The sequence below is a fragment of the Rhodococcus jostii NBRC 16295 genome, assembly GCF_001894825.1.
Classification (GTDB): Bacteria; Actinomycetota; Actinomycetes; order Mycobacteriales; family Mycobacteriaceae; genus Rhodococcus_F; species Rhodococcus_F jostii.
On record NZ_BCWY01000055.1, the window covers coordinates 22,885 to 48,109 of the forward strand.

Genomic DNA, 25,225 nt, shown 5'->3' on the forward strand with positions numbered 1-25,225 from the left:
CCCGCAACGCCCCCTCCTCGAACCCAGCCAGTCCCCGTCCTGGCCGGCTATTGCTGTCTGAGTCGGACTCGCCGGCGCTGCAGTGGTGGGACCACGAACGCAACGACGAGGTGACGTTTCGCACCGTGACGGTCCGGGCCACCCGAGCTTGTCCGTGGCGGTGCCCGGAGTGCGGGCTGCGGTTCGAGGCGAAGGAATAGGGTCAGGCAGAGACGCTGTTCCTTCGTGATCAGTGTTGTCCCTGTTCCACGACCCAGGCGGCGATCTGTGCCCGGGACGTGAAGCCAAGTTTCGCCAGGACGTGCTCGACGTGTCCCTGGGCGGTACGTTGCGAGATGACCAGGCGGGCGGCGATCGCCTTATTGGTCAGCCCTTCGGCGACGAGGTCGGCCACCTGCCGCTCCCTTTTGGTTAGTTCCGTCGAGGGGCCCGTCGTGGCCGGCGCGGTCTCGGGTTCCTCACCGAGTGCGTAGGCGATGGCGGCGTCGAGGTTCAACGAGCCGCCTTCGCGGTGTGCGGCCTCGAATATCCGCTGGCCGAGCGCCCGGCGTGTGTTCCGCTCGCATTCCTCGTGATGAACGAGCAGATTCGGGTACACCACGGTGGAGGTGCTCGCCATCTTGCCCAGGGACTGCGCCGCACCCATCAGCACGACGGCGCGACGTGCGCTACCATCGGCGGCCGCGATCCAGGCCAATGTCTCCAGGCACATCGCGGCCAGGACAGGGTCTTTCCGCCGACGGACCAGACGAATTCCCTGCTCCAGCAACCTCAGCGCACGATCGCGATCACCCTGACGCCACACGGCAACCGCGATGGCCCACAGCACATATGACCGATACATTGATTCGCCGTGGGATTCGGTGATCGCGAGGGCCCGCTCATGGCACTCGAGAGCCCCTGCGGTGTCCTGCTGAAGTTCGCGAGCCAATCCGAGATTGAAGAGCACCAAGACCTGCGCAAAGCGATCGCCCTGCGCGGCGAATGCGTCATAGGTGCGTTCTAGGTGTACGCATGCGTTGGCGAGGTCGCCGGTGTAGAGCTCGTGGCGTCCGTGGGTCAGATCTGCGAAAGCGTGCGTGATCGGGTCGGTGGTCTGTTCGGTGAGAGCCAGAGCTTGCGCGACCAGCCTCGTCGCCGCGGCGAAATCGCCTTGGGCATCGGCAATCACGCAGTCTCGGCACAAGGCCTTGGCGCGTACGACCGACGCGGCTTCTGGCCGGATAGCGAGTGCGCGGTCGAGCCAATGGCGTCCCTCGCCGAATAGGCCGCGTGACATCCAGAACGGTTGCAGGGCCGCGGCGAAGGCCAACGCGGAGTCGGATTCCACGTCCTCGGTGAGGGAGAATTCCAGAGCCTCCCGGTAGTTCGCTTGTTCGCGGCTGAGGCGGTCGATCCAATCGAGCTGCCTGGCACTGATCCATCCGGCGTCGGCGTCCAGCGCGAGCTGCCGGTACCAGTCCCTGTGCAGCCGGCGTTGGTCCGAGTACTCGCCGGCTTGCTGGGCCCTGCCGCGGCCGTAGTCGCGCAGCGTCTCGAGCATCCGGAACCGCACGACCGTGCCCGACTCCTCCCTGATCAGGATGGACTTGTCGACCAGGGATGCAAGCACGTCGAGTAGGTCGTCCGGATCGCCGCGCCGGCACACATATTCGGCGGCGTCGAGTTCGAAGCTGCCGGCGAACACGGACGATTGTGCCCAGACCTGTTGTTCGGCCGGTGTGCACAGCTCGTAGCTCCAGTCGATGCAGTGGCGCAGGGTCTGCTGACGGGTCGGTGCGGCCCTGCCGCCGCGGGTCAGCAGGGTGTAGCGGTCGGTCAGCCGCTGCAGAACCTGCTCGGGAGACATCGCCCGTAACCGTGCCGCCGCGAGCTCGATTGGCAGCGGCAGCCCGTCGAGATGCCGGCAGATTCTTGCTACGGCGCTCGTGTTGTCCTCGGTGAGCTCGAAGCCCGGCACCGCGGTTGAGGCGCGTTCAGTGAACAAACGGACCGCATCATAACGAGGCATGCCTTGCGGCGATGGTTCGCGGTCCGAATCGGGAACCGTCAGTGGAGGCACGCGGAGCACCGCTTCACCCTCGATGGCCAGGGCCTCACGGCTCGTGGTGAGAATCCGCAGCTTCGGGCAGGCGCGCAGCAGCGTCTCGGACAGCTTCGCTGCCGCATCCACTACCTGTTCGCAGTTGTCGAGTACCAGCAGTAATTTCCGAGGTGCCAGGAAGTCGAGCAGGGTCGTGTGCAATGGCCGCGTCGACTGGGGACGCAGCCCCAGTGCTGCTGCGACCAGTACTTCCAAGAGTGAGCCGTCACGCAGCTCGCCCAACTCGACCAGCCACACCCCGTCGGCGAAGTCCCGTCGGGCGTTCGTCGCAGCCCGCAACGCCAGTCGCGTCTTGCCCACCCCACCGATCCCGGTCAACGTGACTAGCCTGGACGTCGCCAGCAGGCTCTTCGCCTCGGTTAGCTCGGTCCGGCGGCCGACGAAGGTGGACAGCTCCACGGGGAGGTTCCCCGTAGCGCCCAGCGAAGACCCCGCCGATGAGGGCTGGCGGAGGCCGGTAACTAGCGGTACCGGCGGGATCGGGCCGCCCATGTGCTGCGCGATATCTGGTTCGCCCCCCAGCGCCATCTCGTCGATCGGGAACCCGCTGCGGGCTTGCAGCTGCTGGAGCTGTTCGCCGAGGGCCACCGCCGCGGGGCGCTCGCTCGGAGTGCGGGTCATGGCGTGTTCGATCACTGTAGATAGGTTCTCGGCGACGCCGTGCTCGCGCAGGTCGGGCACCGGCTGCGTGGTAATGCGCAAGAACTGGGCCACCACTTGTTCTCCGCTACGGCGCTCGAATGCGGCGTGCCCGGTCAGCGCGGCGAACAGGGTGGCGCCGAGTCCGTAGATATCCGCGGCGGGCGTCGGTGGATCCCCGCGGAGCACCTCCGGGGAAGTGAATGCCGGAGATCCTGTGACACTGCCGGTGGCGGTCTTGAACCCGCCGGCAATATGCGCGATGCCGAAATCTGTCAGGGCAGGCTCGCCGTAGTCGGTGATCAGGATGTTCGCGGGTTTAACGTCGCGGTGGACGATGCCGAGCCGGTGCGCGGTTTCGAGCCCACCGGCCATCTTCACCCCGAGCCGCAGCACCTCCTCCCCCGAGAGCGGACCGTGGCGCCGGACCCGGACGTCGAGCGAATCCTGCGGATAGTACGGCATCACCAGGTACGGGCGACCGGTGTCGGTGGCTCCGACCTGCAGGACGCCCACGATATTCGGGTGTCCGGTCAGCTGGCCCATCGCCCGCTGCTCACGGAAGAAACGCTCCCGGTTCTCCTCGTCCAATTCGGCGGTGAGAACCTTCACCGCAACCGTCCGTTGCAGGGCGGGCTGGCTGCAGCGATACACCACGCCAAAGCCGCCACGCCCGATTTCCTCGGCGTTGTCGAACCCGGCCGCCCTCAGCTCGTCCGCAACAGTGGCTGCCACGTCACGTTGTGTTCGTAGCGGATCGCTGTCCTTCATCAGGTACTTGCTCACCGCCGCTCGCGACAAGCTGGGCAGCATTGCGCCTACCTCTCAACACGGTTTCAGAATATGCCTTGCCCAGAAGCGGGTAGGGGCTCTTGATGTGTCACCTGGGGGTTGCCCGGGTCGTGCTGTGAGCGGCTGCCGGTCGTTCCAGTGAGTAAGCAGCTGCGACATTTCGTGAATTGCCGCGGGGGTTCGGACGGGTTTCCGCGGTGTGCAGATGTGCGCCAACGTTGAGCGCGCGCCTGGTTCTGGGCAAGATTCACTGAATCATACCGATCGATCAATCGGTTGGCGCCCTCGACTCGGAATAGTGCGGCGTAGCTCGCGCACTTCCGAGACGTGCGGGTGGAGGTGTTCTGGCAGGGCCTTGTCGATGCGTGCGCTGCGAGGTGAAGGGGCTGAGATCATTTCGCGACGCTTTCGTCCGGCTGGTCGGGCCATCCTTGGTACGGCACCGCGCTCACTGCCACGTCGGCGCGAAGCTCGGCGGTCTGGTGGCGGGTCAGCTCGGCGGCGGCGGCGAGGAGGACGCGTGCGACGGGTGTGACGTTCTCCTTTTGTGCCAGCTCGGGACTGGCTGCGCCGAGTGCCGCGATGACCTTGCGCCGGGAGGTCCAGATTGGAACGGCCACGACTCCTGCGCTGTCGTCGGGGAGCACGCCGTAGGAGTATCCGGCCTCACGTTCGCGGCCCACACGGAGGATGAACTCCTCGACGCGCTGGTTGTCCCGCGTGCCGTCGCCGAGGATCTGCCGGATGTCGTCGGCGGTGCTGCCGTAGAGAAGTGCCCGCCCTGTCTCGGTCGAAGCGACGGGATAGACCATGCCGATGCTGTCGATGATCGGGCGGACGTGAGCGGGCTGGTCGGACCACACGGTGACCGCACTCGCTCCCCGCCGCACGACGAGGAACACGCGGCTGCCGGTCAGGCTCACCACCCTGCGTACGACCGCCGAGCCGATGCGCATCAGGTGCTGGTCGCCGGCCCGCATTCCCAGGCTGTAGATGCCTGGACCCAACCGGTAGGTCCTGGTCTCCTCGTCCCGTTCGACGAAGCCCGCCTCGATGAGCACCTTCAGGGTCCGTGACACCTGCGATTTGTCCGCACCGAGATACTCCGCGATGCGATTGTTGCCCCAGCCTCGGACGTCCTCGCGCCATGTCCACTGTTGGAGAACTTGCAGGATCTCGATCCCGCGACGCAGGGTGCTCAGATCCAGGTTGCGCTGGGAAGCGGAGGGCGGGGCTGCGCTCTCGGCATCGTGGAGGGGATGTGCGTGCTGGCCGGAATCGGTCATGGGTGGTACCTGCCTTTCAGGGCCGTCATGCACGTGGGCACGCGCGCTTCAGCGTCGCCGACGCGGTGGCCTGCGGTGCCCGCACCGCGGTTGGCCGGGGGGTGAGAGCCGCGATCATCACTTTGGGCGCGGAGGCCGAGGGCCCGGGCCGCGCGACCATGTTCGCCGGTTCGCCCGTCTGGTCACGGCCTTCGAGGTGCTCATGGCTGGCCTCCGGGCACACGTTGGCGAGCGCCGATGTGACGGTCTTGGCTCCGGCGGCGAGATAGGGTGCGGCGTTGTATTCACCGACCACCCGGAAGTCGACTCGATCGCCCCACTGCGCTACGCGGCGCGCGAATTCCTCGGGTGAGGACAGTTCGTCCACGACGCCGCGGAATCCGTCGACGTCGACGAAGGCCTCGAGGTACGGCTCGTCCATGGCGAGCGACGTGCTGCTGTAAACCACCGCGTTGAGTCCGGATGCCTCGGTCATCGCGCGGACGTACTCGGCGAATGCTGCCGGTGAGGGGCGGACGTAGCAGGGGGAATTGACCACGAGGCCGTCGCAACCGGCGGCCTTCGCCCGTTGCACCGCTTCCCGGGTCGCGAATCCCACCGCCTGGCACCGTGCCTTCGCCGTCGAGTCCTTCCACCGAGGATCGCATGAGTCGGTCGGACTCGCCAGGGGACAGCGCGTCGAACACACCCGGACCTCATCAGGCCGACGGTGTCCTGGTGCTCGCGGTAGTACCGCATCTGGCGCCGCACGGGGGTTCCCCTAACCCCAAACCAAACGCAACAGAAGAACATAACCCGGCTCCGCCGTGTGCCTTTTCGGTCAGTCCGATCGTGCGGCCCACACGGCCAGGCTCACCGCACGCCGCCCGAGGAAGCGCGATGAGGCACCATCGGACCCGGCCCCGGCGGCGCTCCACCCTGTCCTCTTCGCGAACTCTCTTGCGTATCATTCGGAGTTGGTTGGAGCGGATCCGCATCTCGATGGCCGCGATGATGTCGGCCGGCTCGTCTTGCGGTTCGCTGTCACCCGGGTCGAGTCCCCGTGCCTCTACCGGGACGCGCTGTCACCGCGCACGTTCTCGCGTGCAGGGATACGTGGCCACGTCGGAGGATCGGAAGTTCCCCGCGGCGCGGCGGGGCGGATTCGCCGCCGAGCTCGGATCCGGCTGGCGGAGTGAGCCGCCCCTGGGCACTTGCCCGCGCTGCATGGCCCGCGGCGCTGGTCCAGATTCTCAGGGAGTTCGCGACCGTGTGACTCCCCGCAGCACGACTCGGATCACCAGGCCCGCGGCCAGCGCCCAGAACGCCGACCCGACACCCAGGATGCTCACCCCCGAGGCGGCGATGAGGAAGGTGAGCACCGCGGCCTCCCGGTCGGACTCATCCGCGAGGGAAGCCGTTAGCGCGCCGCCGAGGGTGGTCAGTAGGGCCAGGCCGGCGACCGCCTCGACTATCCCGTGCGGGGCGACCGCGACGAGGGCGGCGACCGCGGTGGAGCACAGCGCGAGCACGAGGTAGGCGCAGCCGGCGGTGAACGCGGCCACCCAGCGCCGCTTCGGGTCGGGGTGCGCGGTCGGGGCTGCGGACAGCGCCGCGCTGATCGCGGCGAGGTTGATTGCATGCCCGCCCGCCGATGCCCCGACGACGGTCCCGATGCCGGTGATTGTCATCGCGGACCGCCATGGCACCCGGTACCCGAAGGAGGCCATCACCGTGGTGCCCGGGATGTTCTGCGAGGCCATCGTCACGATGTAGAGCGGGACTGCGAGGCCGACCAGCGATTGCCAGGTCCAGTGTGGGGCCGTCAGTTCGAACCGCGGAAGCATTGCCCCGTCGAGGGTTCCGTCGCCGGTGGCCAGGCTGACGCTGATCACCAAGGCGGCGGACGCGAACGCCGCCGGGACCGCCCAGCGCTTGGAGTACCGCTGCAGCACCAGCCAGACCAGCACCACCGGGGCGACGGCCGCGGGGGAGTCGTGGAAGGCGGTGATCGGGGCGAGGCAGAGCGGCAGCAGTACCCCGGCGAGCATGGCCTGGGCGAGCGCGGCCGGGATCGCGGCGATCAACCGGCCGAGCGGAGGCCAGAGTCCGGTGAGGATCACCGCCATGCCGACCACCACGAAGGCGCCCACGGCGGCGGGCCAGCCGCCCGCTACCAGACCGGTGCCGGTCAGCAGGGCGGCGCCCGGGGTGGACCAGGCGAGGGTGATGGGCATCCGGTGGCGGCGGGAGAGCCATAAGATGCCCAGGGCCTGGGTGACACACAGGGCCATCAGCCCGGAGGCTGCCTCAGCGGGGCTGGCCCCCACCGCGCGCAGGCCGGTGAGCACCACCGCGAATGAAGTCGTGAATCCGACCAGCGCGGTGACCACGCCGGCGCTAATCGGGAGCGCGAGGCCCGGATCGGTGCCGGTCGGTACGGGTTCGAGGGTTCGAGACAACGCCATGCTGCGGTCACACCCGGCCTGGGTGGCTCGTCGGACCCGGGCTGGAGAGGCGGGCCTTCTCGACAGGGGGCAGCCCGGTGGGGCCTATTGCCGTCGTTGCGGTCAACGTGTCACGTCCTTCTTTGATCGCGAGGATGGAGCCGGCCGACTCACCCGTTCGATGTCCGGGCCCGGCTGGAGAGTGCCAGGCCAGACGGATGCCGTAACGGGGGCTTCATCAGCGGGGAACACCTCAAGGCCATCCGTACGGATGGCCTCGACGTGGATCGGGGAAGAAACCTGGCTGTGGACAATTCCCACGGCGCGGCTCCGCGTCGGCCCGGGGGCCGTATGTCGTACCGATCGTTGCGTCGACCAACCCCCGATCCAACGACAGTTGCGATATGTGCAACCGTGTGGGCAGGTTGTCTGGCCGGGCGTAAGACACATTCGGGCTCTTCCGGGAGCTGCGACTGCAAGTAGTCGCACCCACCCTCGGTTCCGTCCGGGTTTGCCGGGGTTCCAGCGCCTTTCGGCTCTGATGCAAATAGCGCAACTCATCTTCTTGCGATGTGGCCGATGCCACACACTGACGTACGCGATCGAGAGTTTCGTTACCGGAATCGGAGTAACATGAAGATTCAACCTACAGAGCAGTACAGCCAATCAGGCGATCCCAGCGCCATGAACCGACGACGCGCCCTATGGGGAAGTTCTCTTGGGACCACACTGGAGTGGTACGACTTCTTCCTCTATGGCTCGATGGCCGTCATCGTATTCCCACACCTATTCTTCTCACAGCAGAGCGGGTTCGTCGGAACACTCCTTTCCGTTTCAACATTTGGCGCCGCGTTCGTAGTCCGGCCGCTCGGCGCCGTGATCTTTGGTGCATTGGGGGATCGGCGCGGGCGCAAGGAGGTTCTTGTTGCCACCATGGTTCTCATGGGTGCGGCGACTGCCCTCATCGGCGTCCTGCCAACCGATCAGCAAGTTGGAATGTGGGCACCATTCTTCCTCGTGGTCCTCCGTCTGCTGCAGGGTTTGTCGACGGGCGGGGAATGGGGCGGAGCCACGCTGATGGCGGTCGAGAACGCGAAAAAGTCGTCGACACGATCAGGCTCGCGCAGAGGGTTCTACGGCAGCCTGGTCATGGCGGCGTCTCCTGCGGGTCTGATCCTCTCCAACGTGTCGATTCTCATTCTCACCCGAATTGATAAGGACGCATTCCTGAGTTGGGGTTGGCGGATTCCGTTCCTCGTCGGTGGGTTGATCGCCGTACTCGGCTTAATAATCCGACTGGGTGTCTCGGAAACGGATGAGTTCAAGACTCTCGCCAATCGTGGCAAGTTGAACGAGTCCCCAGTTTCGACCGTGATCAGGAAGTTCCCACTGCGCCTCCTGAGAATCGCGTTCATCTACATGGGGCCGGGCGCAGCGTTCTACGCAATCATCATCTTCGGCCAAAAGTTTGCGGTGCAGCATGCCGGACTGACGACAGATCAGATGACCACCGTCGTAGTCATGTATGGCATCACGATGTTTGTGGGCACCCTGACGGCGGGGAACTACGTCGACCGCATCGGTGCCGCGCGAATGGGTTTCTACGCCACCATCGCCATGTGCGTGATGACGCCGATCGCGATGGGCGTGCTGGCCTCAGGACAGTTTGGACCTATTGTTGTCGTGTACATGGTGATGGCGGTCCTTCAAGCGGTCGTATCGGCGCCGATGGCTTTGCTGTTCACGGATATGTTCGATGCGGATGTGCGATACACCGGTGTATCGCTCGGATACCAACTCGGCACAGTTGTGGGCGGTGCGCTCCCACCGATCGTCGCTCTCTGGCTATTCGAGATCACCGGATCGGTCTGGGTGGTCTCCGGCTATCTCGTTGCTGCGCTGATTGTTTCGGCTATATGCGTGGTCGGCCTTATGTCTCGTTCGGCTGACGCCGAAATGAACTCCACCGCTGCGGTACCAACAAAGACGTAGCGCACGACAACGCCGTCGCGTCGGCGCTGATCATCGGAGCGGGTGAAGAGGGGCGGGTCTGTCTCGAGGCGGTGGTTCTGTGCACCGGGACTCGAGGCAGACTTGCATCGTGCCGGCGTCTGGCATGGCTGACATGCTCGAGAAATGTTCTCATGCATCCGCCCTTAGCGGATGCATGCCATCATGCGGTTGTGATGAGACAGATCTCACTGACCTTGCGTACCTGCCGGATGACAGATCCCGAAAACTATCGAGCCCGAGTTCTGTGGCATGGTCACGGCGTGGGGGCGGGATTCTGGTCGATTCTGTCGCGCGCATACGCCCGCCATCTCGACTTACACGCCGTCCACGCGTGATCACCCGAAAGGCACATCAACGGCTGGCAACGCGGATTCACCGCCGAGGTTGTGTCAGCGCTCAACCGACCGACGCCGTGACGGCGAGACCACCCGCATCGTCTCGATCACCTGGTCGAGGTCGACGCGGGGGAGCCCGTCCCCGCACAGCGCCATGCGTGCAGCGTTGATTGGTTTGCCGGCGTATTGCGCTGCGTTCGATGCGTGGAGGCTGCACGAGTCCGCCGATGGGACAATGGCGCGAGCAAGCACCGGATCGCTGTGTTGTCCGGGTCGATCGTGTCTCAAGGGGTCTAGTCTAGGCGTGGCGTAGCGGAGGACGGCGGGGTGATACCGATGGATTCGTCCATCGGGGCGTGACCACCTGCGGTTTCCTCGTTCGCGGCGAGTGCCAGGAGATTCACCCAATCCTCAGCGAACGCGAGCACCAGGTCAGGAAACCGTCCAAGGACCTGCCGCGCTCCGGGCATGCCACCGTGGCGTCACCGATGCGGACACGGCGTTCGCAGACTGCATCCTCGGGTTGAGGCGCGAGCTCCTACCCGAGCACGGTCTCGTATATCGAGACCCGTAACGGCAGGGTCAGCGCATTCAGTTCGGCGGCAGCGCCTAATGACAACGGTGCGACTGGCGAACTGCTCCGGCGGTGTCGACAGCGTTTTCGGTAGCGTTTGACCACGAAGCCGCCAGCGGTCGAATAGCAGGTCTGCGTGCATCGTGCCGCGCCGTCCGCGGTCACGTCATGACGTGGGGAAGTCAGGTGAGGTTTCCGGATGCAGGACCAGCTCACCTGAGGTGAGAGGGATCTCAACGAGTCATGGCTTCACCGGCGGCGGGGGCGCCCCGCCGAGGCGGATGTCGTCGCCGGCCCGAATCTCGGAGAGGCGCGCCGCCGTATCCTCGATCTCAGCGGTTTAGGGGCGGTAGCCCTCGAGGCCGAGGAGGAACGCCGGGCATTGTGCCGTGCCCGGCGTCAGCTGCGGCGAGCAAGCCGAAGGGGTCCACCCGAAGGTCGCAGAACCCCGGAAACACTTGCCTCGCTGCGCGGCGTAACGAACACCTGCAAGCCGTCCGCATGGGGCCGACCGTGTGCGAGTTCGACGGCCCAAGTCATGCGCCGCAACTCCCATTCCATCTTGATCTACCGGTCGCCCGATGGTGATGAGCGCACTGGGCGGGGAATGCGGCTTCGGCGCGTGGCAATCGGAGTCGGACAGGTCGAGGTGTTACTGCCGCCAGGTGAGACGTCCTCCGGCCCTTTCGATGGCGGAGTCGGATAGAGGCAGCCGTGGCGTCATTGTCGCGCCTGGATCAATTCCATCAGCATGCCGAGATCATTGTGACCTGCCAGCGACGAGATCGTAATGCCATCGGCGACACCCGCCGCTTGAATGTCGTCGAGCAGCCCTCGCAGCCCCGATTCCGTCCCGATGTAGGTCAGCGAGCCGGTGTCCATCGGATGCTCGTCAGTCGCCAGCGCATTCACAGCCCTCCGGGCATCACGGGCCTCACGCTCGACCAGCACTGAAATGTCGACGATAACCGAGATGCTGTCGGGGTCTTTGCCACTGCACTCCATCTCGGAACGGTAGGTCTCTCGGATGGACTTGGCGTGGCGCAAGTCCGCCGCGCTGACTCGAATGGGTACCCGATCGCTGTTGGTCAGCTCATGCCATTCGGTTCCGGACAGATCCGGCACAGCTCGATCGATGAACAACCGCAACAAATCCCTGGGCCGAACCCGCGTATCGGTCTCCATCTGAGTCAACTCCTCTCCCGGAAAATGCGAATCCATTCCCCACACGTGCCGATTGCAGCAAGATGACTCACCCACTCCCTCGGCTCCCTCCGCGCCGCGCTGCACCATGACACTCCGGGTGTGGCACGCGGACTGGTCGACTGGGGCGCACATACTCCATGATTCGAGGTTGGACTCGCCACTGACAGGACCGTTGCGGTATTCGCCACGACATCCTCGACGGATACTCGGGCTGTTGCGCATGCCTCCACTTTGGTCGGCGAGCGCCGGTATCAACTCTAACGTCGTCGTACATCCAGTGCACTTCAACCCTGGAAGGGAGCGTGTCATGACGACAACCACTGTGACAACAATGGATTCGTGCCTGGTTGCGGGAGAGAAAACTTCGCCAACCCTGCAACCCATTCACTCAGACCAGATACGAGGTCTGTACTCGAGCGTTCCCTCGGGTGTCGCTGCCGTCTGCGCGCTTATCGGCGGGCAGCCCGACGGGATGGCGGCGAGTTCGCTCGTGCCCGTCTCCCTCGACCCTCCACTCGTGTCCTTCTGTGTGCAGAACGGATCTCGTACGTGGTCACGCGTGCGTACCGCCGCCCGGATCGGCGTGTCCGTCCTTGCCCGAGACCAGAGCGGTGCCTGCACCGCATTGGCCGCTCGTGAGGGTGACCGGTTCGCCGAGCTCGACTGGCACGCGCAGCACGGGGGCGGTGTGTTCATCACCGGTGCCGCGGCATACCTCGACTGTGTCGTCGAATCGGAAGTGCCCGGCGGGGACCACCGCATAGTTCTCTTGCGGGTCGTTGCGGGCGGAAGCACCGATTGTGCGCCGATCATCTTCCACAACAGCCGATTCGGATCGATTTCCGAGAACGATCCAACGGCCACGGAGTAAAGAAGATGGCGGCGGCCTCTGGACGGAAGCCGACGCGACCGGCGAAGAACGGACGCGTCGTCCGAAACCGAAGAGCACCGCGGCGACCAAAACTTGCCAACAGGCCGCCGGCTGCCCGCGGATGCGGACAGATCCCGCTGGCGCGAACAGGCCACACGATTGGCCGGGCGACGTCGTGAACGCAGATGCTGGACTGATGCAAGTCGCCGCGAAGAGCTCCCGAATCTTCGATGTGGACGGCCATGTGATCCATCAATGGCAGCTCAACGTCGTCTGCGTCGACGGACACCGTTCGAAGTCACCGGCCACCGCGTCGTCCACCACTTCGAAGGCGAACCCGGCGAAACCTTTGCCCTGGAGGATCCCAACCCAAGGTCTTCGAAGCCGTCGCGGGCAGTAGACGTGGCCCCCAAAACAACGGAGGGAGAAGGAACGTGGACACCTATACCCGTGCCATGCTGCGTTTCGTGCAGGAATGGCATCCATACGGTGGTTGCGACGACCAGATCATGCCCGAATTCGGGATTACAGAGACCACATTCTACCAGCGCGTACTTGCGATACTGGAACATCGACGTCACCTTCAACTCGACGACAGCGAGCGCCTGGCTCTCCGCTCCTTCTGCATTACAAAGCTTCACGAGCGTGGACCGACCTATCGCACGGGGTTCTCAGATACCGGTGCCCAAGCCGAGGTGAAGTCGGTGCGTCCCGGAAACGCCGACGGACTCGGTCCGACGACGGACAACACCCGAATCCGTTGATGCAATGCACGACCCTCCGACTGAAAGGCCATCGGCGGATGCCCCAAACAAATCGAGCCGGCGACGTCGTAGAGGCGCGTCTGGACTTCAAGAACACAGCATCCCGAACCATCGAGAACGAGCGCGTCCGAATCGCCGGGCTGAGTCGGGATCTCCACTCACGGCCCGAAGTTGCGTTCACGGAGCACTACGCCTGCGAACGAGTCTCGGACGAACTGGAGTCGATGGGATTCGGGGTGACGAGACGTGCCTACGGGATGGCCACCGCGTTCGAGGCCACCTACGGTAACGGCGAGTTTCGGGTGGTGTTGTGCGCGGAGTACGACGCCCTCCCGGAGATAGGGCACGCCTGCGGCCACAACGTAATCGCAGCCATCTCGGTTGGAGCTGCCCTGGCCCTGAGACCGATCGCCGACGAACTCGGTCTGCAGGTAGTGGTCCTGGGTACCCCTGCCGAAGAGCACGGTGGCGGAAAGGTTGCGCTGTTGCGTGCCGGTGCCTTCGAGTCGGCGGTGATGTCGGCAATGGTCCATCCGTGGGCCGGTGGTACTCCGGCTCGGACGTCGGAGGTCGTCATGCTATGCGTCGACCGTATCGTCGTGGAGTTCACCGGGCGCGCGGCCCACGCCGCCTCCGCGCCACACGAAGCGGTCAACGCCGCGGCCGCGGCCACCATCGCGGAGGTCTCCATCGGTCTGATGCGTCAGCAGCTGCGGGACGGAATTCGTATCGCAGCGATCACGACCAGCGCTGGAACCGTCACCAACGTTGTCCCTGGTTTCGCGCGACTCGAAGTCGAAGTCCGGGCGCGGGAGCTGGCGGACATGAACGACACGACACGGCGGCTACTCGCGTGTATTGAGGGTGCCGCGATCGCCACCGGGTGCTCATGGGATAGGCGGCGATCGGAACCCCGATACCTGAGCATCGATCAGGATCCGCTGATCGCGCAGGCGTGGGATACGAACATCGACCAGTTGGGGCCCACCGCGTCGGATGAGGGCAGGAGTCTGTGCGGTTCGACGGACATGGGCAACGTCTCGCGGGTAGTGCCAAGTATTCACCCGATGATCAACCTGGATGGGGCCGCAGGCCCGGTCCACACCGTGGAGTTTGCCCACGCGGCCGGATCGGAGGCGGGCGACGAATGCGCCATCACCGGTGCGACCGCCCTGGCCTGGACGATCATCGACCTCGTGTCGAACCCCCACGCGCGCAACGAACTGCTGCATCGCGCGGCCCTACGGCCGACCGGCGCCACGATGGTCGACCACGATGACGACTCCATCACCGGCTGAACGGATTCGTGCACGCGCGGCCGGGTCGAGTCGACTTGAGTAGTCCGACACAGGCTGATTTACCGGGCACGCCAGAATTAACGCAGGCGTGCAGTTGTAGTTGTGTCCACACCGCTAGACCTCGACGGTCTCGATTCCTACCGTCGACACAGCGAAAGAAACCTATCGAGCAACACGAAAGGACCCAATTCCATGAAATTCGGAGTGGTGACGCAGGGCTACGTTCGCAAGGACGGAGACGAATTGACACGCATCAAGCAAGTTGTGCTCGAGGGCCAAGCCACCGAGCGGTACGGACTGGACTCTTTCGGAGTTTCCGAGCAACACTTCAAGTTCCCGACCAACACAACCGCCGCGATCGACGTGGTGCTGGCGTGGGTGGCGGCGACGACCGAGCGCATCCGGATCAAGCCGGGCGCGGTCGTCCCGGCATTGCGCCACCCACTCGCCATCGCTGAAAACTGGGCCACCCTGGACACGTTGTCCGGTGGGCGCGTGGATTTCGCAGTCGGTCGCGGAAACACCCCCAAGACCGCTGACGCGTTCGAAGTACCCGTGACCGAGACAAACGCCAGAACCCTCGAAGCGCTCGAGGTCATCATCAAGGCCTGGACGAACGACGAGTTCGACCATCACGGCACCTACTGGAACTTCGACCAGGTCCGCGTCACCCCGCACCCCGTGCAGAGTCCGCACCCGCCACTGTCCCTCGCGGCCGTGAGCGTCGGTGCCTGTGGCCTCGCCGGCCAACACCGGCTCGGGCTGATGGGCGCGGCAAACAACCTCGAGTGGCATCAAATCGAAGATCGTCTGCGCGCCTACCGGGAGAGCTGGGAAACCGGCACGACGATCGCCGGCGCAACTCCGAGCGCCGACGTCAGCATGTTCGTCCCGACCCACGTCGCGTCCACCATGCAGGCAGCCCGCGACCAGGCAGCCTACGGAATCGTCGAGTACACCAACCGCGCGATGAAGCAGGACCTCCGCAACCACGAACTCACGTACGGAACGACGAAGGGCATGGACACGACCGGCCAGTTCTTCGACAACTTCGACGGACTGATGGAGCTGACGCCGCTCTGTGTCGGAACTCCCGACTACACGATCGAAAAGATCCTGCGGCTAGCCGAGTACGACATCGACGAGGTCGTCTTCTGCATCGACTACGCCACACATGGGGAGTTGCTCGAGTGTATCCGGCTCCTCGGCGAGGAAGTCGTGCCGGCCATCAAGCAGGAGTTGGCCGCCCGGGACGGGCGGAGATCCGCCGCGAACGCGATCGCGTCGACGATGCCGTGAACGAGAACGACACCCGATCGCCGGGACTCCGGTCCTTGCTCGACCGCCTCCGATCGCGCGATATCTCGCCAGCTGAGGCGGTCGGCGAAACCGCGCGGAAAGTCGAGGCACTGCCGAAGGAGCTCAACCCCTTCATGTGCGTCGACTTCGACCTCGCACTCGACCGGGCACGACAGATGACAACGCCAACGGCATCCGAGCTACCCCTGTACGGGTTACCCATGTCGATGAAAGATCTGGAACCAACGGCAGATCTCCCGACAACATTCGGCGCCGCGTTCGTCGACTCCCGGGCGCCCCGCGCGGACGGATCACTCGCCGCGCGACTGCGGGCGGCCGGCTGCGTGATTTTCGGAAAGACGAGTACACCGGCCTTCGGTCACAAAGACGTCACCGACAACCTGATCACCGGCGCGACCCGAAATCCGTGGAATCCAGCGCTCACCTCCGGAGGTTCCAGCGGGGGCGCGGCAGTATTGGTCGCCACCGGGGTCAGTCCCGTCGCACACGGCACCGACGCGGCAGGCTCGGTCCGGATGCCGGCCGCATTGTGCGGAGTCGCCGGCTTCAAACCGTCCTACGGCCGACTCCCGAGGTTACCTGCGTCCGATCTGTGGGCCGCGCGCGGTCACCACGGGTTCCTGGCGCGGAGCATCGAAGACCTCCGCATCTGCATGGATGCGGTTGCCGGTGGCGACCCCCGCGATCCCCTCGCACCGTCCGATCCGGTCTGGGACACAGCGCCACCCCGCGAACCACGAGGGCAAATTGCACTGGTGGACAGCCTCTTCGGGCAAGAGGTCGACCGGGGCGTGGCGGCGTTGCTCCGTCGAGTGGGCGACATGCTCTCGGATGCGGGAATAGTCGTAAAGTCGCCCGACATCCGGTGGAGCGACCCTGTGGCGTGGGCGAACGTCTGGCACACCGCACATGAGCATCACCACTTCGGTGAGACCTACCGCCGCAACCCGGAACTGTTCTCGCCCTCCCACGCGGCGATGATCGAGGCCGGCCGGCAGGTCGGAGCTTCAGACCTCTTCATGGTGCAGGAGAGGCGCTCGACTCTCCATCTGCAGGCCACCGAGTTCATCGACGCGTACGACTTCGTGCTTACGCCGACCCTCCCGCGGACCGCGTGGCCCTTCGACGATGATCATCCGACCATCAACGCGAAAACGGTTGAGTACGGGCCGGGTGGGAGGTGGGCAGATGTGTTGCTGGCCAACTTGACCGGATGGCCGGCAGTGTCGATTCCGTGCGGCTTCGTTGACGGGCTGCCGGTGGGACTGCAGATCATCGCACCGTGGCGTGCAGACGGCCCGTGTCTGGATTTCGCGCAAAATCTCGAACAGATCCTCACACCGCTGACGTCAACGACGCTGGGCTGAGCCCCGGGCCCCGGGCCCCGAGCCGCCAGTAACCGGCGCCAGAGTCGATATGGTGTCGCGTCGAGATGCGTTGCGTAGTGGTAGTCGACCGGCACAATGCGCAGAGACAGACGCCTGTGGTCGGGTGGACCCAGCGAGTGCTTGGTGTCCACTAGACCACGGCAGCAAGCATGACCGATGTCATCTCATGGGGACGAATGCGTGACAGCGTGGTGACCGGGTGACGGCATGCGTGTCCGAGTGCCGAGCTGTCGGCGACGTCGGAGGCCGAATCCTGGACGACGTTCTCGGACGGGGACCATGGCAGCACACCCGTATCCGTGGCCATGAACAAGTGGACGCGGTGCACTTTTCGTGACGCCGTTCGGCGTGTCATCAATGCGCGCTGAACTGCGGTGGGGGACCGGTAGGCGGCGTGTGATTTCGAGAACGTACCGACATTGCTAAACATTTGATCGGTGTCGTTGTCGCGGGTATCCGCCAGGTTCTGTTCAACCATCCAGATCGCGACTAGGACCGGTGACCGCGCTGTGACAACAACGAGTCCGATCGAGTACCACCCCGGTACCGCCAGAAGCTGTCCGACACCGCGATCGGCGGTCCGGCCGTGACGATCGATCTTCGGGTGCCTCGGATTCGCCTGCAACACCACCGACTGCGCGGCAAAGACTTTCGACGACCAGACACCGGGTCTGACCCGATCATGGTCACGACGCACACCCATGCTCGGCGCGATGATCGCAGCGATCGGTGGGACATGGCCGGCCGGATCGGTTGCCGGCCGCCCGTATGCCTCGGGCCGCCTCGGCCTCGACGCCCTGCTGCGGGCGCCTTGAGGCCGATCCGAAGATCGACGAGATAGCGTCGGCGGCACAGACGACTTCGCTATACGCCCCAGTAGTGCCTACGGCACCGCCTGAAGGCCCGGAGTTAGTCAAACTGAAGGAATCTCGGCACGAACTCAAGGGCAGAATGGACTCAGAACCAGCATGGTGCGTGGGTTCGCAATCAACTGTGGAGATCGTGGTGTTCTGCAGGGGTCCCGAGGAGGTGCCGGGAAGCGGCGGCATAACGGGATCACGGTGCCCGGGCTGATACCGAAGATTGCGGCGAGGCGGAGTGGATCCGGACCGCGCGTAAGTGATTCTTCGAGTTGACGATCGATGTGCCGCCGATCGAGGGCCGTCACGACAGGGCTGAACCTGTTCCACAGTTCGGGCCCCCGTCGAAGACCACATCAACTTTCTAAATCTAGAGATGCTCAGACGTCAAGTGTACGGATAAGCTAGCCGTGACCCTGCTCCGAGAACTCGTCATCCACACCGTATAGCCAAGCTCCGCAACAGCTTCACGAAGAGTGCGCCAGTCCGCTTCCGCTTGACGATTGACAACCGGAAGGTCTCCGGCCGCCGCGTTCGTCCTTCTGCCTGGCGGTCCACGGGTACCCACCTGCCGGGCGTGGGAACCTCGCTACGCAACAGTGTCACGCGGTCGGCTCTCTGGTCGGATGCTGCATTTGCGGTCAACCGGACTCACCGCATCTCCGCGGCCGCGCCCGCTCAGGCATTGAGTTTAGGAACGAACTCGACCACAGATCAGTGGTGCAGGCAGATGAAGTGGTACGGGTATGGGAACACCCTTCGATCGCTACCGGCCGACCTCGTTGAGCAAGGCCATCGACGCTTCCCGCATCTCGACCTTGCGCACCTTGCCGGTCACCGTCATCGGGAACTCGTCCACGACGTGCACGTACCTCGGGATCTTGTAGTGGGCGAGCTTCCCGGCGCAGAACTCCTTCACCGCCGCGGCATCGAGAGGAGTCGCGCCGTCCTTCATCCGCACCCACACCATCAGTTCCTCGCCGTACTTCGCGTCGGGCACACCGATCACCTGGGCGTCGAGGATGTCGGGATGGGTGTAGAGGAACTCCTCGATCTCCCGCGGGTAGACGTTCTCGCCGCCCCGGATCACCATGTCCTTGATCCGCCCGGTGATCGCGACGTACCCGTCGGAATCCATCACACCGATGTCGCCGGTATGCATCCACCGGCCGGCGTCGATCGCCTCCGCCGTCTTCTCCGCGTTGTTCCAATACCCGAGCATCACCGAGTACCCCCGGGTGCACAGCTCGCCCGGCTCACCCCGCCGAACGGTCAATCCCGTTGCCGGATCGACGATCTTGACCTCGAGATGCGGGCCGACATGGCCGACGGTGGACACCCGCTGGTCGATCGTGTCGTCCGACCGCGTCTGCAGCGACACCGGCGCCGTCTCGGTCATGCCGTAACAGATCGAGACCTCCGACATGCCCATCTGCTCGATGACCTGCTTCATCACCTCCACCGGGCACGGCGAGCCAGCCATGATCCCCGTCCGCAGGCTGGACAGGTCGAAGGACTCGAAGTCGGGGTCGGCGAGTTCGGCGATGAACATCGTCGGCACCCCGTACAGCGACGTGCATTTCTCCGCCTCGACGGCCTGCAGCGTCGTCTTCGGATCGAACGACGGCCCCGGGATCACCATGGTGGCGCCGTGAGTCGTGCACGCGAGGTTGCCCATGACCATGCCGAAGCAGTGGTAGAACGGCACCGGGATGCAGACGCGGTCGTTCTCCGTGTAGTGGCACAACTCGCCGACGAAGTACCCGTTGTTGAGGATGTTGTGGTGGCTGAGCGTCGCGCCCTTGGGGAAACCGGTTGTCCCCGAGGTGTATTGGATATTGATCGGGTCGTCCGCAGACAGCGCGGCCTGCGCGGCGGGCAGCAGGGACGGATCCGCGGCGTGCGCGGCCATCCCGTCCGAGGCCAGGCGGCTCCACTCGGCACTGCCGAGCAGCACCACCATCTCGAGGTCGGGGCACTCCGGCCGGACCTCCTCGATCATCGCCGCGTAGTCGGAGGACTTGAACTGGGGCGCCGACACCAGCAGCCGGATACCGGCCTGATCGAGCACGTACTTCAACTCGTGCGCCCGGTAGGCGGGGTTGATGTTGACGAGGATCGCGCCGATCTTCGCCGTCGCATACTGGATCAGCGTCCACTCCGGGCAGTTCGGCGCCCAGATCCCCACCCGGTCACCCTTCCCGATGCCCCGCGTCAGCAACCCCACCGCCACGGCGTCGACGTCGCGGGCCAGTTCGGCGTACGTCCACCGCCGCCCCGACGGGCGGTCGACGAGGGCGTCACGATCGGCGTGGGCCGCCACGGTCCGATCGAAGTTGTCTCCGATGGTGTCGCCCAGCATCGGGGCGTCCCACACGCCATGGGTGTAGCTGGGAAGCGGGGTTGTCATCGCTCTTCCTCTCCAGGCGCCCCTTCGGGCGGCCTACGGGACGGGCAGACCCGAAGGCCCTTCCGCGGTCGAACTTACTCTTCGTTGACGTGATCCAGGGCATAGTGCGCGGTGAGGGGCGCCGATAACTGTGCGAAGTTCGGACACCCCTCACCGGCCCTGTCAGAGTGCGTCGTCCTTGGTTTCCACCAGGGCTTTCGTGCACAGCAGGCTCACCATGCCGAGGACTGCGAGCAGCACGCCGATCGCGGCGCTGCCGTACGCCGACGCCAGCGGTGCGGCGATCAGCGGCGGCACGGCGCCGCCGAGCACGCCGGCGAGGTTGTAGCCGAGGCCGGCGCCGGTGTAGCGGTACCGCGTCTGGAACATCTCCGGCAGCAGGGCCCCACAGGGGCCGTAGGCGATTCCGAAGATCGCGAGCGTGACCATCACTCCGATCACGAACGCGGCAGGCGAACCGGTGTCGAGCAGCGGGAACAGCGCGAGAGCCCACACGACGGCCAGTCCGCAGGAGATCATGATGACGCGCCGGCGCCCGATCCGGTCCGAGTACAGCGCGGACACGACGATCGTGAATCCGAAGACGACCGCCGATGCGATGCCGACCGTCAGCACGAACGGGCGGCTGAACCCGAGCGTCTTCGTGCCGTAGCTGGTGAGAAATGCTGTGCCCATGTAGAAGAACGCGAACAGTGTGGCGAGCGCACCGGCGGAGAGGAGGATCTCCTTGGTCTGGTAACGCCACGCGTCCATGAGCGGGAGGGTCCGCGGTGCCGCGTCGGCGCGGTCGGCCTGCTGGGCCGCACGGAATACCGGTGTCTCTTCGATCGCCAGGCGCATGTAGAGGCCGATGCCGACCAGGACGGCGCTGAACAGGAACGGAATACGCCACCCGTAATCGAGGAAGGCCTCGTTGGTGTCGCCGAGGAGGGTGCCGGTGACGAGGAACGTGGCGCTGGAGAGGATGAACGCCACGGCGGGACCGAGTTGCGGGAACATCGCGTAGAGGCCGCGTTTGCCGGGCGGCGCGTACTCCGCGGTGAGCAGGGTGGCACCGGCCCACTCGCCGCCGACGGCGAATCCCTGGCCGAAACGCAGCAGCACCAGCAGGATCGGTGCCGCGACCCCGATCGTCGCCGCCCCGGGCAGCAATCCGATCATGAAGGTCGACACGCCCATCAGGATGAGCGTGGAGATCAGCGTCTTCTTGCGGCCGATCCGGTCACCGTAGTGCCCGAACAGCATGGCGCCCACCGGCCTGGCGATGAACGCCACGGCGAATGTCGCGAAGGAAGCGACCGTCCCGGCGGTGGAGCCGAGGGCGGGAAAGAACACCGTGGGAAACACGAGGGCAGCGGCGGTGCCGTAGATGAAGAAGTCGTAGAACTCGATGGTCGTGCCGATGCCACTCGCGATGGCCACCTTGCGGACGCTGGTACCGCCCTGGCGCACCGGTGTGGGGGCGTGGGGTACGCCCCCGCCCGACGTGGAGACTGTGGTCACTCGATTCCTCCGTGGTCCGTGGGAACGCCCTGGTGGGCGTATCCGGGATGAGAGGAAAGGTAGTGATCCGGCTCACTGTGTCACCACCCCCGAATGGGGGGTGGTGACCCGTGTCACGTCATTCGGCGGTGCCGGACGCCCCCAGCAGCTCCCTGCGCAGCTCGGTCCACACGGTGGCGTACGAGTCGATCACGGGCTCGGAGATCCACTTCGACTCCCCCGCAGCCGCTTTCGCCAGCGCGTCGGCGAACAGGTCCTGGTAACGGGACAGCCGGGGTACGAACGCCGACAGATCGTCGAACACGACGGACGCACGGCGGTCCAGATCGGCCAGCTGCTCGGCGTCGGCCGATTCGATCAGTCCGACGAACTCTTCGTGGAACGGCACGAAGCTCTCGTACACCTCCGCGATGGAGTCCTCGTCGATGGACACCCGCTCGGCGTCGAGCTGGTCTTCGAGCTCCGACAGTCCGGCATCGGTCAGACCGATCCGGCCCTCCGAGACTTCCTGCGCCTTGCCCTGGGTAAGCAGCGCGTCGTACGCGGCCTGCGCGGACGCGGCGCTCACGCCGAGATGCTCGGCCAGAACAGCGGCGCTGACCTGCTCTTTCAACCGGACCGCCTGCAGCAGGGCCAACTCGTCCACATTGCCAGCGAAGGCCATAGATCTCTCCTCGTCACACCCCGTCCAGGGCGGTTCTCCGCAGGCCCGGTCGGACCTGCCGCCCTTTAGATAACACGACTACAGTTCGAGGATCTCCGAGGGGGCTGCCAGCGCATCTGCGCGCGAAGTGTCCTTGAGGTCCACTCCGGACCGGCCCAGTTTCCGGGCGCCGGACACGAGGCCCGCGACGACGCGAGCGGCGAGTTCGTACCCGAGCCCGTCGGGTGGGTGAATGTTGGACACACAGTTCCGGTCCGCGTCGGTGCGTCCCGGCCGCGGCAGATGGGTGAGATAGACGCCGACGCTGTCGGCGACCGACAGTCCCGGCCGTTCCCCGATCAGCACGACGAGCGTCTGGACGCCCATGGCCTGCGCGATGTGGTCGCCGAGCGCCACCCGGGCCTGCGTCGCGATCACCGGTGGTGCCAGCGTGTACGTTCCGCCGAACTCGTCGACCAGCGCGGACAGGAGGGAGACGCCGTGATCGGTGAGTGCCCGCGGCGACAACCCGTCGGCGAGGACGAACCCCACCTCGGCCGTCCCTGCGGGAACGGCGGACAGGTCTGCGGGTGTGCGACCCAGATCGGGCCGGCGCAGGTATTCGCTCCGATCGGACGCCTGGCTGGTCACGACCACGGGCCTGCCCAGGCCGACGGCCTCGACCTGCTCGGCCAGCGCCTCCGCGTCGAGAGGTTGGTGGACGGCGTCGCGTGCCGCGGCGTGCGCCGACCGGAACTCGAGGACGCGCTGCGTGGGCAGGGCGTCGCCGGTACGGCCGAGACCGATACGCGCCTGTGTCGTGGCCCTCAGTTCGGCCCAGAAGTCGTGCACGACAGGATCGGTCATCGTGCCACCGTCAGTGCTCGCAGCGGCGACGCGGCAGCATCGATGGGCAGGACCCGGCCGGCGTCGTCGACCATGCCGAGCCGGCGCATCCAGTCCTCGAATTCCGGTGCCGGCCTGAGTCCGAGCACCTGACGGGCGTAGAGGGCGTCGTGGAACGACAGACTCTGGTATCCGAGCATGACGTCGTCGGCGCCGGGTACCGCGATGACGAAGGCCGCGCCGGCCACACCGAGGAGGGTGAGCAGCGTGTCCATGTCGTCTTGGTCGGCCTCGGCGTGATTGGTGTAGCAGACGTCGACACCCATCGGCAGGCCCAGCAACTTGCCACAGAAGTGGTCTTCGAGCCCGGCCCGGATGATCTGCTTGCCGTCGTACAGGTACTCCGGACCGATGAACCCGACCACCGTGTTGATCAGCAGCGGTTCGAGATCCCGGGCCACCGCGTACGCCCTGGTCTCGAGTGTCTGCTGGTCGACGGCGCGGCCGCCCGTCCCGAGGTGGGCGCCCGCGCTGAGCGCCGAACCCTGACCCGTTTCGAGATACATGACGTTGTCGCCGACGGTGCCCCGTTTCAGCGACCGGCCGGCCTCGTTGGCCTCACGGAGCAACGAGATATCCACGCCGAAACTGGAATTGGCGCCCTGAGTCCCGGCGATGGACTGGAACACCAGGTCGACGGGGACGCCTTCCTCGATCAGTCCCATCGTGGTGGTCACGTGCGACAGCACGCACGACTGCGCGGGAATGTCGAAGCGCTGCCGGATGTCGTCGAGCAGGTGCAGCAGTTCGGCCGTGGCGTGCGGCGAATCGGTGGCCGGGTTGATTCCGATGACGGCGTCACCGCAGCCGAGCAGCAGGCCGTCGAGCGTGGCGGCCGCGATTCCGCGCGGGTCGTCGGTGGGATGGTTGGGCTGCAACCGGGTTCCCAGATGCCCGGGCACGCCGAGTGTCGTCCGGAACCCCGCGGTGACGGTGACCGCCCGCGCGACCGCGATGAGATCCTGGTTGCGCATGATCTTGCTGACCGCCGCGACCATCTCCGGCGTCAGACCCGGGGCGACGCGGCGGAACGTCTCGGCCGCTCCGTCCCGCGCCGCGACGTCCAGCAGCCAGTCGCGCAGGCCGCCCACCGTGAGGTGGGAGATCTCACCGAACGCGACCCGGTCGTGCGAATCGATGATGAGCCGGGTGACCTCGTCGTCCTCGTAGGGCACGACGAGGTCGTTCAGAAACGTGCCGAGGGGGACGTCGGCCAGCGCCCACTGCGCCGCGGCGCGTTCGGCGTCGGAGGACGCCGCGCACCCGGCCAGCTCGTCACCGCTCCGCAGCGGTGTCGCCTTGGCCATGAGGTCGACCAGACCGTCGAACGTGTACCCGGTTCCTGCGACGCCGTGACTGTAGGTGGTCATTGGGACTCACGGGTGTGTGCCCCACCTTTTCGAATCTGGATGCAGCTCCTCAGGCAGATGCGGCGAGTGTGACGTCTGTTCATGTCGGTGCTCCTGACTACGGTAATGCTGTGGAGGAAATCGTGCGGTACAGCTTTCGGCTTCGGCCAGGCGCGTTGGCCGTGCGCGCGCTCGAGTCGGAGTGGCATCGCTGCCGGTATCTGTGGAACGAGGCTGTGCGCCAGCAGAAGACCGGTCGCAAGCCGACGTTCGCCAAGCTCGGAAAACTTCTGACCGATGCCCGCAGCCATAATGCATGGCTGCGGGAGGGTGCGCAGGTTCCTCAGCAGCAGATCTTGCGCACGTATGCGCAATCTCTGGAGCACTCGTTTACAGTGAAGGGCCGCGGGCGCCCGAGGTTCAAGACGCGCCGGGACACGCTTCCGTCGCTCGAATACAGCTCCAGAGGATTTTCCTGCCGCGGCGGTCGACTGTGTCTGGCGAAGGGCATCGTGATTCCAGTGGTGTGATCGCGGGA

The 25,225-nt window shown here is 65.5% G+C and carries 19 protein-coding genes and 2 pseudogenes; 8 read left to right on the top strand and 13 right to left on the bottom strand.

All coding sequences use genetic code 11. The features are described from left to right. Positions 1-125 precede the first annotated feature (125 nt). Positions 126-200, top strand: coding sequence for a hypothetical protein (locus RJ1_RS49355; RefSeq protein WP_439958218.1), 75 nt, complete (start codon positions 126-128; stop codon positions 198-200). 29 nt (positions 201-229) lie between these two features. Here RJ1_RS49355 and RJ1_RS28920 read toward each other — a convergent pair whose 3' ends face one another. From RJ1_RS28920 to RJ1_RS28935, 4 genes are all read right to left on the bottom strand, one after another. Next, entirely contained in the window at positions 230-3,514 is a 3,285-nt protein-coding gene (locus RJ1_RS28920) for a protein kinase domain-containing protein (protein ID WP_073365980.1), read from the bottom strand. A gap of 413 nt (positions 3,515-3,927) precedes the next feature. Beyond that, positions 3,928-4,821 (bottom strand): IclR family transcriptional regulator, encoded by an 894-nt coding sequence (locus RJ1_RS28925; RefSeq protein WP_073365949.1) that lies wholly within the window; start codon positions 4,819-4,821, stop codon positions 3,928-3,930. A gap of 25 nt (positions 4,822-4,846) precedes the next feature. Further along, complete coding sequence (locus RJ1_RS28930; RefSeq protein WP_073365950.1) at positions 4,847-5,419, bottom strand: dihydrodipicolinate synthase family protein; 573 nt, start codon at positions 5,417-5,419, stop codon at positions 4,847-4,849. A 634-nt stretch (positions 5,420-6,053) separates the two neighbouring features. Next, on the bottom strand, positions 6,054-7,268 hold the full coding sequence (locus RJ1_RS28935; RefSeq protein WP_073365951.1) for a benzoate/H(+) symporter BenE family transporter: 1,215 nt from the start codon (positions 7,266-7,268) through the stop codon (positions 6,054-6,056). Between the two features lie 612 nt (positions 7,269-7,880). On the opposite strand from RJ1_RS28935, the gene RJ1_RS28940 reads away from it, so the two are divergent. Beyond that, positions 7,881-9,239 (top strand): MFS transporter, encoded by a 1,359-nt coding sequence (locus tag RJ1_RS28940; protein ID WP_162850302.1) that lies wholly within the window; start codon positions 7,881-7,883, stop codon positions 9,237-9,239. 449 nt (positions 9,240-9,688) lie between these two features. On the opposite strand, the pseudogene RJ1_RS49360 reads toward RJ1_RS28940, so the two are convergent. The 3 genes and pseudogenes from RJ1_RS49360 to RJ1_RS28950 all read right to left on the bottom strand — a co-directional run. Further along, positions 9,689-10,065 (bottom strand): annotated as a pseudogene (locus RJ1_RS49360) (L-serine ammonia-lyase, iron-sulfur-dependent, subunit alpha); the annotation flags it as partial. Between the two features lie 436 nt (positions 10,066-10,501). Then, positions 10,502-10,690 (bottom strand): annotated as a pseudogene (locus RJ1_RS48955) (serine dehydratase beta chain); the annotation flags it as partial. Between the two features lie 199 nt (positions 10,691-10,889). Beyond that, positions 10,890-11,354 (bottom strand): hypothetical protein, encoded by a 465-nt coding sequence (locus tag RJ1_RS28950; protein ID WP_143048842.1) that lies wholly within the window; start codon positions 11,352-11,354, stop codon positions 10,890-10,892. Between the two features lie 328 nt (positions 11,355-11,682). Here RJ1_RS28950 and RJ1_RS28955 point away from each other — a divergent pair, with 328 nt between their 5' ends. The 5 genes from RJ1_RS28955 to RJ1_RS28975 all read left to right on the top strand — a co-directional run bounded on the left by RJ1_RS28955 (position 11,683) and on the right by RJ1_RS28975 (position 16,995). Then, entirely contained in the window at positions 11,683-12,246 is a 564-nt protein-coding gene (locus tag RJ1_RS28955; RefSeq protein ID WP_240319642.1) for a flavin reductase family protein, read from the top strand. A gap of 434 nt (positions 12,247-12,680) precedes the next feature. Then, the gene (locus RJ1_RS47190; protein WP_174695032.1) at positions 12,681-13,010 is read left to right on the top strand and encodes a DUF3263 domain-containing protein; all 330 of its coding nucleotides are present in this window, start codon (positions 12,681-12,683) and stop codon (positions 13,008-13,010) included. 38 nt (positions 13,011-13,048) lie between these two features. Then, on the top strand, positions 13,049-14,308 hold the full coding sequence (locus tag RJ1_RS28965) for an amidohydrolase (protein WP_073365955.1): 1,260 nt from the start codon (positions 13,049-13,051) through the stop codon (positions 14,306-14,308). 192 nt (positions 14,309-14,500) lie between these two features. Beyond that, a complete protein-coding gene (locus RJ1_RS28970; RefSeq protein WP_073365956.1) occupies positions 14,501-15,607 on the top strand; it encodes an LLM class flavin-dependent oxidoreductase in 1,107 nt (368 codons plus the stop codon). Continuing rightward, the gene (locus RJ1_RS28975) at positions 15,604-16,995 is read left to right on the top strand and encodes an amidase (RefSeq protein ID WP_073365957.1); all 1,392 of its coding nucleotides are present in this window, start codon (positions 15,604-15,606) and stop codon (positions 16,993-16,995) included. Before RJ1_RS28970 ends, RJ1_RS28975 begins: the two co-directional genes overlap by 4 nt. A gap of 151 nt (positions 16,996-17,146) precedes the next feature. Here the strand turns inward: RJ1_RS28975 and RJ1_RS46115 are convergent, their stop codons facing one another. The 6 genes from RJ1_RS46115 to RJ1_RS29005 form a co-directional block, all read right to left on the bottom strand. Beyond that, the gene (locus RJ1_RS46115; protein WP_143169568.1) at positions 17,147-17,494 is read right to left on the bottom strand and encodes a hypothetical protein; all 348 of its coding nucleotides are present in this window, start codon (positions 17,492-17,494) and stop codon (positions 17,147-17,149) included. Positions 17,495-18,642: 1,148 nt separating this feature from the next. Next, positions 18,643-20,286 (bottom strand): AMP-binding protein, encoded by a 1,644-nt coding sequence (locus RJ1_RS28985; RefSeq protein ID WP_073365959.1) that lies wholly within the window; start codon positions 20,284-20,286, stop codon positions 18,643-18,645. A gap of 162 nt (positions 20,287-20,448) precedes the next feature. Further along, positions 20,449-21,789, bottom strand: coding sequence for an MFS transporter (locus tag RJ1_RS28990; RefSeq protein WP_073365960.1), 1,341 nt, complete (start codon positions 21,787-21,789; stop codon positions 20,449-20,451). Positions 21,790-21,907: 118 nt separating this feature from the next. Beyond that, positions 21,908-22,453 carry a hypothetical protein gene (locus RJ1_RS28995; RefSeq protein WP_073365961.1) on the bottom strand — a complete coding sequence of 182 codons (546 nt, stop codon included), beginning with the start codon at positions 22,451-22,453 and terminating at the stop codon, positions 21,908-21,910. Between the two features lie 78 nt (positions 22,454-22,531). Next, positions 22,532-23,299, bottom strand: coding sequence for an ethanolamine ammonia-lyase subunit EutC (gene eutC, locus RJ1_RS29000; RefSeq protein WP_073365962.1), 768 nt, complete (start codon positions 23,297-23,299; stop codon positions 22,532-22,534). Next, positions 23,296-24,708 (bottom strand): ethanolamine ammonia-lyase subunit EutB, encoded by a 1,413-nt coding sequence (locus RJ1_RS29005; protein WP_073365963.1) that lies wholly within the window; start codon positions 24,706-24,708, stop codon positions 23,296-23,298. The genes eutC and RJ1_RS29005 overlap by 4 nt, the downstream gene beginning before the upstream one ends. Before the next feature lie 110 nt (positions 24,709-24,818). Between RJ1_RS29005 and RJ1_RS47955 the strand changes: the two genes are divergently transcribed. After that, positions 24,819-25,217 carry a hypothetical protein gene (locus RJ1_RS47955; RefSeq protein ID WP_240319965.1) on the top strand — a complete coding sequence of 133 codons (399 nt, stop codon included), beginning with the start codon at positions 24,819-24,821 and terminating at the stop codon, positions 25,215-25,217. Positions 25,218-25,225 lie beyond the last annotated feature (8 nt).

What these genes read in the sequence shown, in the direction of transcription:
- RJ1_RS28985 (WP_073365959.1), bottom strand. Translation starts at nt 20,286, where the DNA reads ATGACAACCCCGCTTCCCAGCTACACCCATGGCGTGTGGGACGCCCCG.
- RJ1_RS28950 (WP_143048842.1), bottom strand. Translation starts at nt 11,354, where the DNA reads ATGGAGACCGATACGCGGGTTCGGCCCAGGGATTTGTTGCGGTTGTTC.
- eutC (WP_073365962.1), bottom strand. Translation starts at nt 23,299, where the DNA reads ATGACCGATCCTGTCGTGCACGACTTCTGGGCCGAACTGAGGGCCACG.
- RJ1_RS28955 (WP_240319642.1), top strand. Translation starts at nt 11,683, where the DNA reads ATGACGACAACCACTGTGACAACAATGGATTCGTGCCTGGTTGCGGGA.
- RJ1_RS46115 (WP_143169568.1), bottom strand. Translation starts at nt 17,494, where the DNA reads ATGGTTGAACAGAACCTGGCGGATACCCGCGACAACGACACCGATCAA.
- RJ1_RS28935 (WP_073365951.1), bottom strand. Translation starts at nt 7,268, where the DNA reads ATGGCGTTGTCTCGAACCCTCGAACCCGTACCGACCGGCACCGATCCG.
- RJ1_RS28920 (WP_073365980.1), bottom strand. Translation starts at nt 3,514, where the DNA reads ATGAAGGACAGCGATCCGCTACGAACACAACGTGACGTGGCAGCCACT.
- RJ1_RS28940 (WP_162850302.1), top strand. Translation starts at nt 7,881, where the DNA reads ATGAAGATTCAACCTACAGAGCAGTACAGCCAATCAGGCGATCCCAGC.
- RJ1_RS29005 (WP_073365963.1), bottom strand. Translation starts at nt 24,708, where the DNA reads ATGACCACCTACAGTCACGGCGTCGCAGGAACCGGGTACACGTTCGAC.
- RJ1_RS28970 (WP_073365956.1), top strand. Translation starts at nt 14,501, where the DNA reads ATGAAATTCGGAGTGGTGACGCAGGGCTACGTTCGCAAGGACGGAGAC.
- RJ1_RS28925 (WP_073365949.1), bottom strand. Translation starts at nt 4,821, where the DNA reads ATGACCGATTCCGGCCAGCACGCACATCCCCTCCACGATGCCGAGAGC.
- RJ1_RS28965 (WP_073365955.1), top strand. Translation starts at nt 13,049, where the DNA reads ATGCCCCAAACAAATCGAGCCGGCGACGTCGTAGAGGCGCGTCTGGAC.
- RJ1_RS28995 (WP_073365961.1), bottom strand. Translation starts at nt 22,453, where the DNA reads ATGGCCTTCGCTGGCAATGTGGACGAGTTGGCCCTGCTGCAGGCGGTC.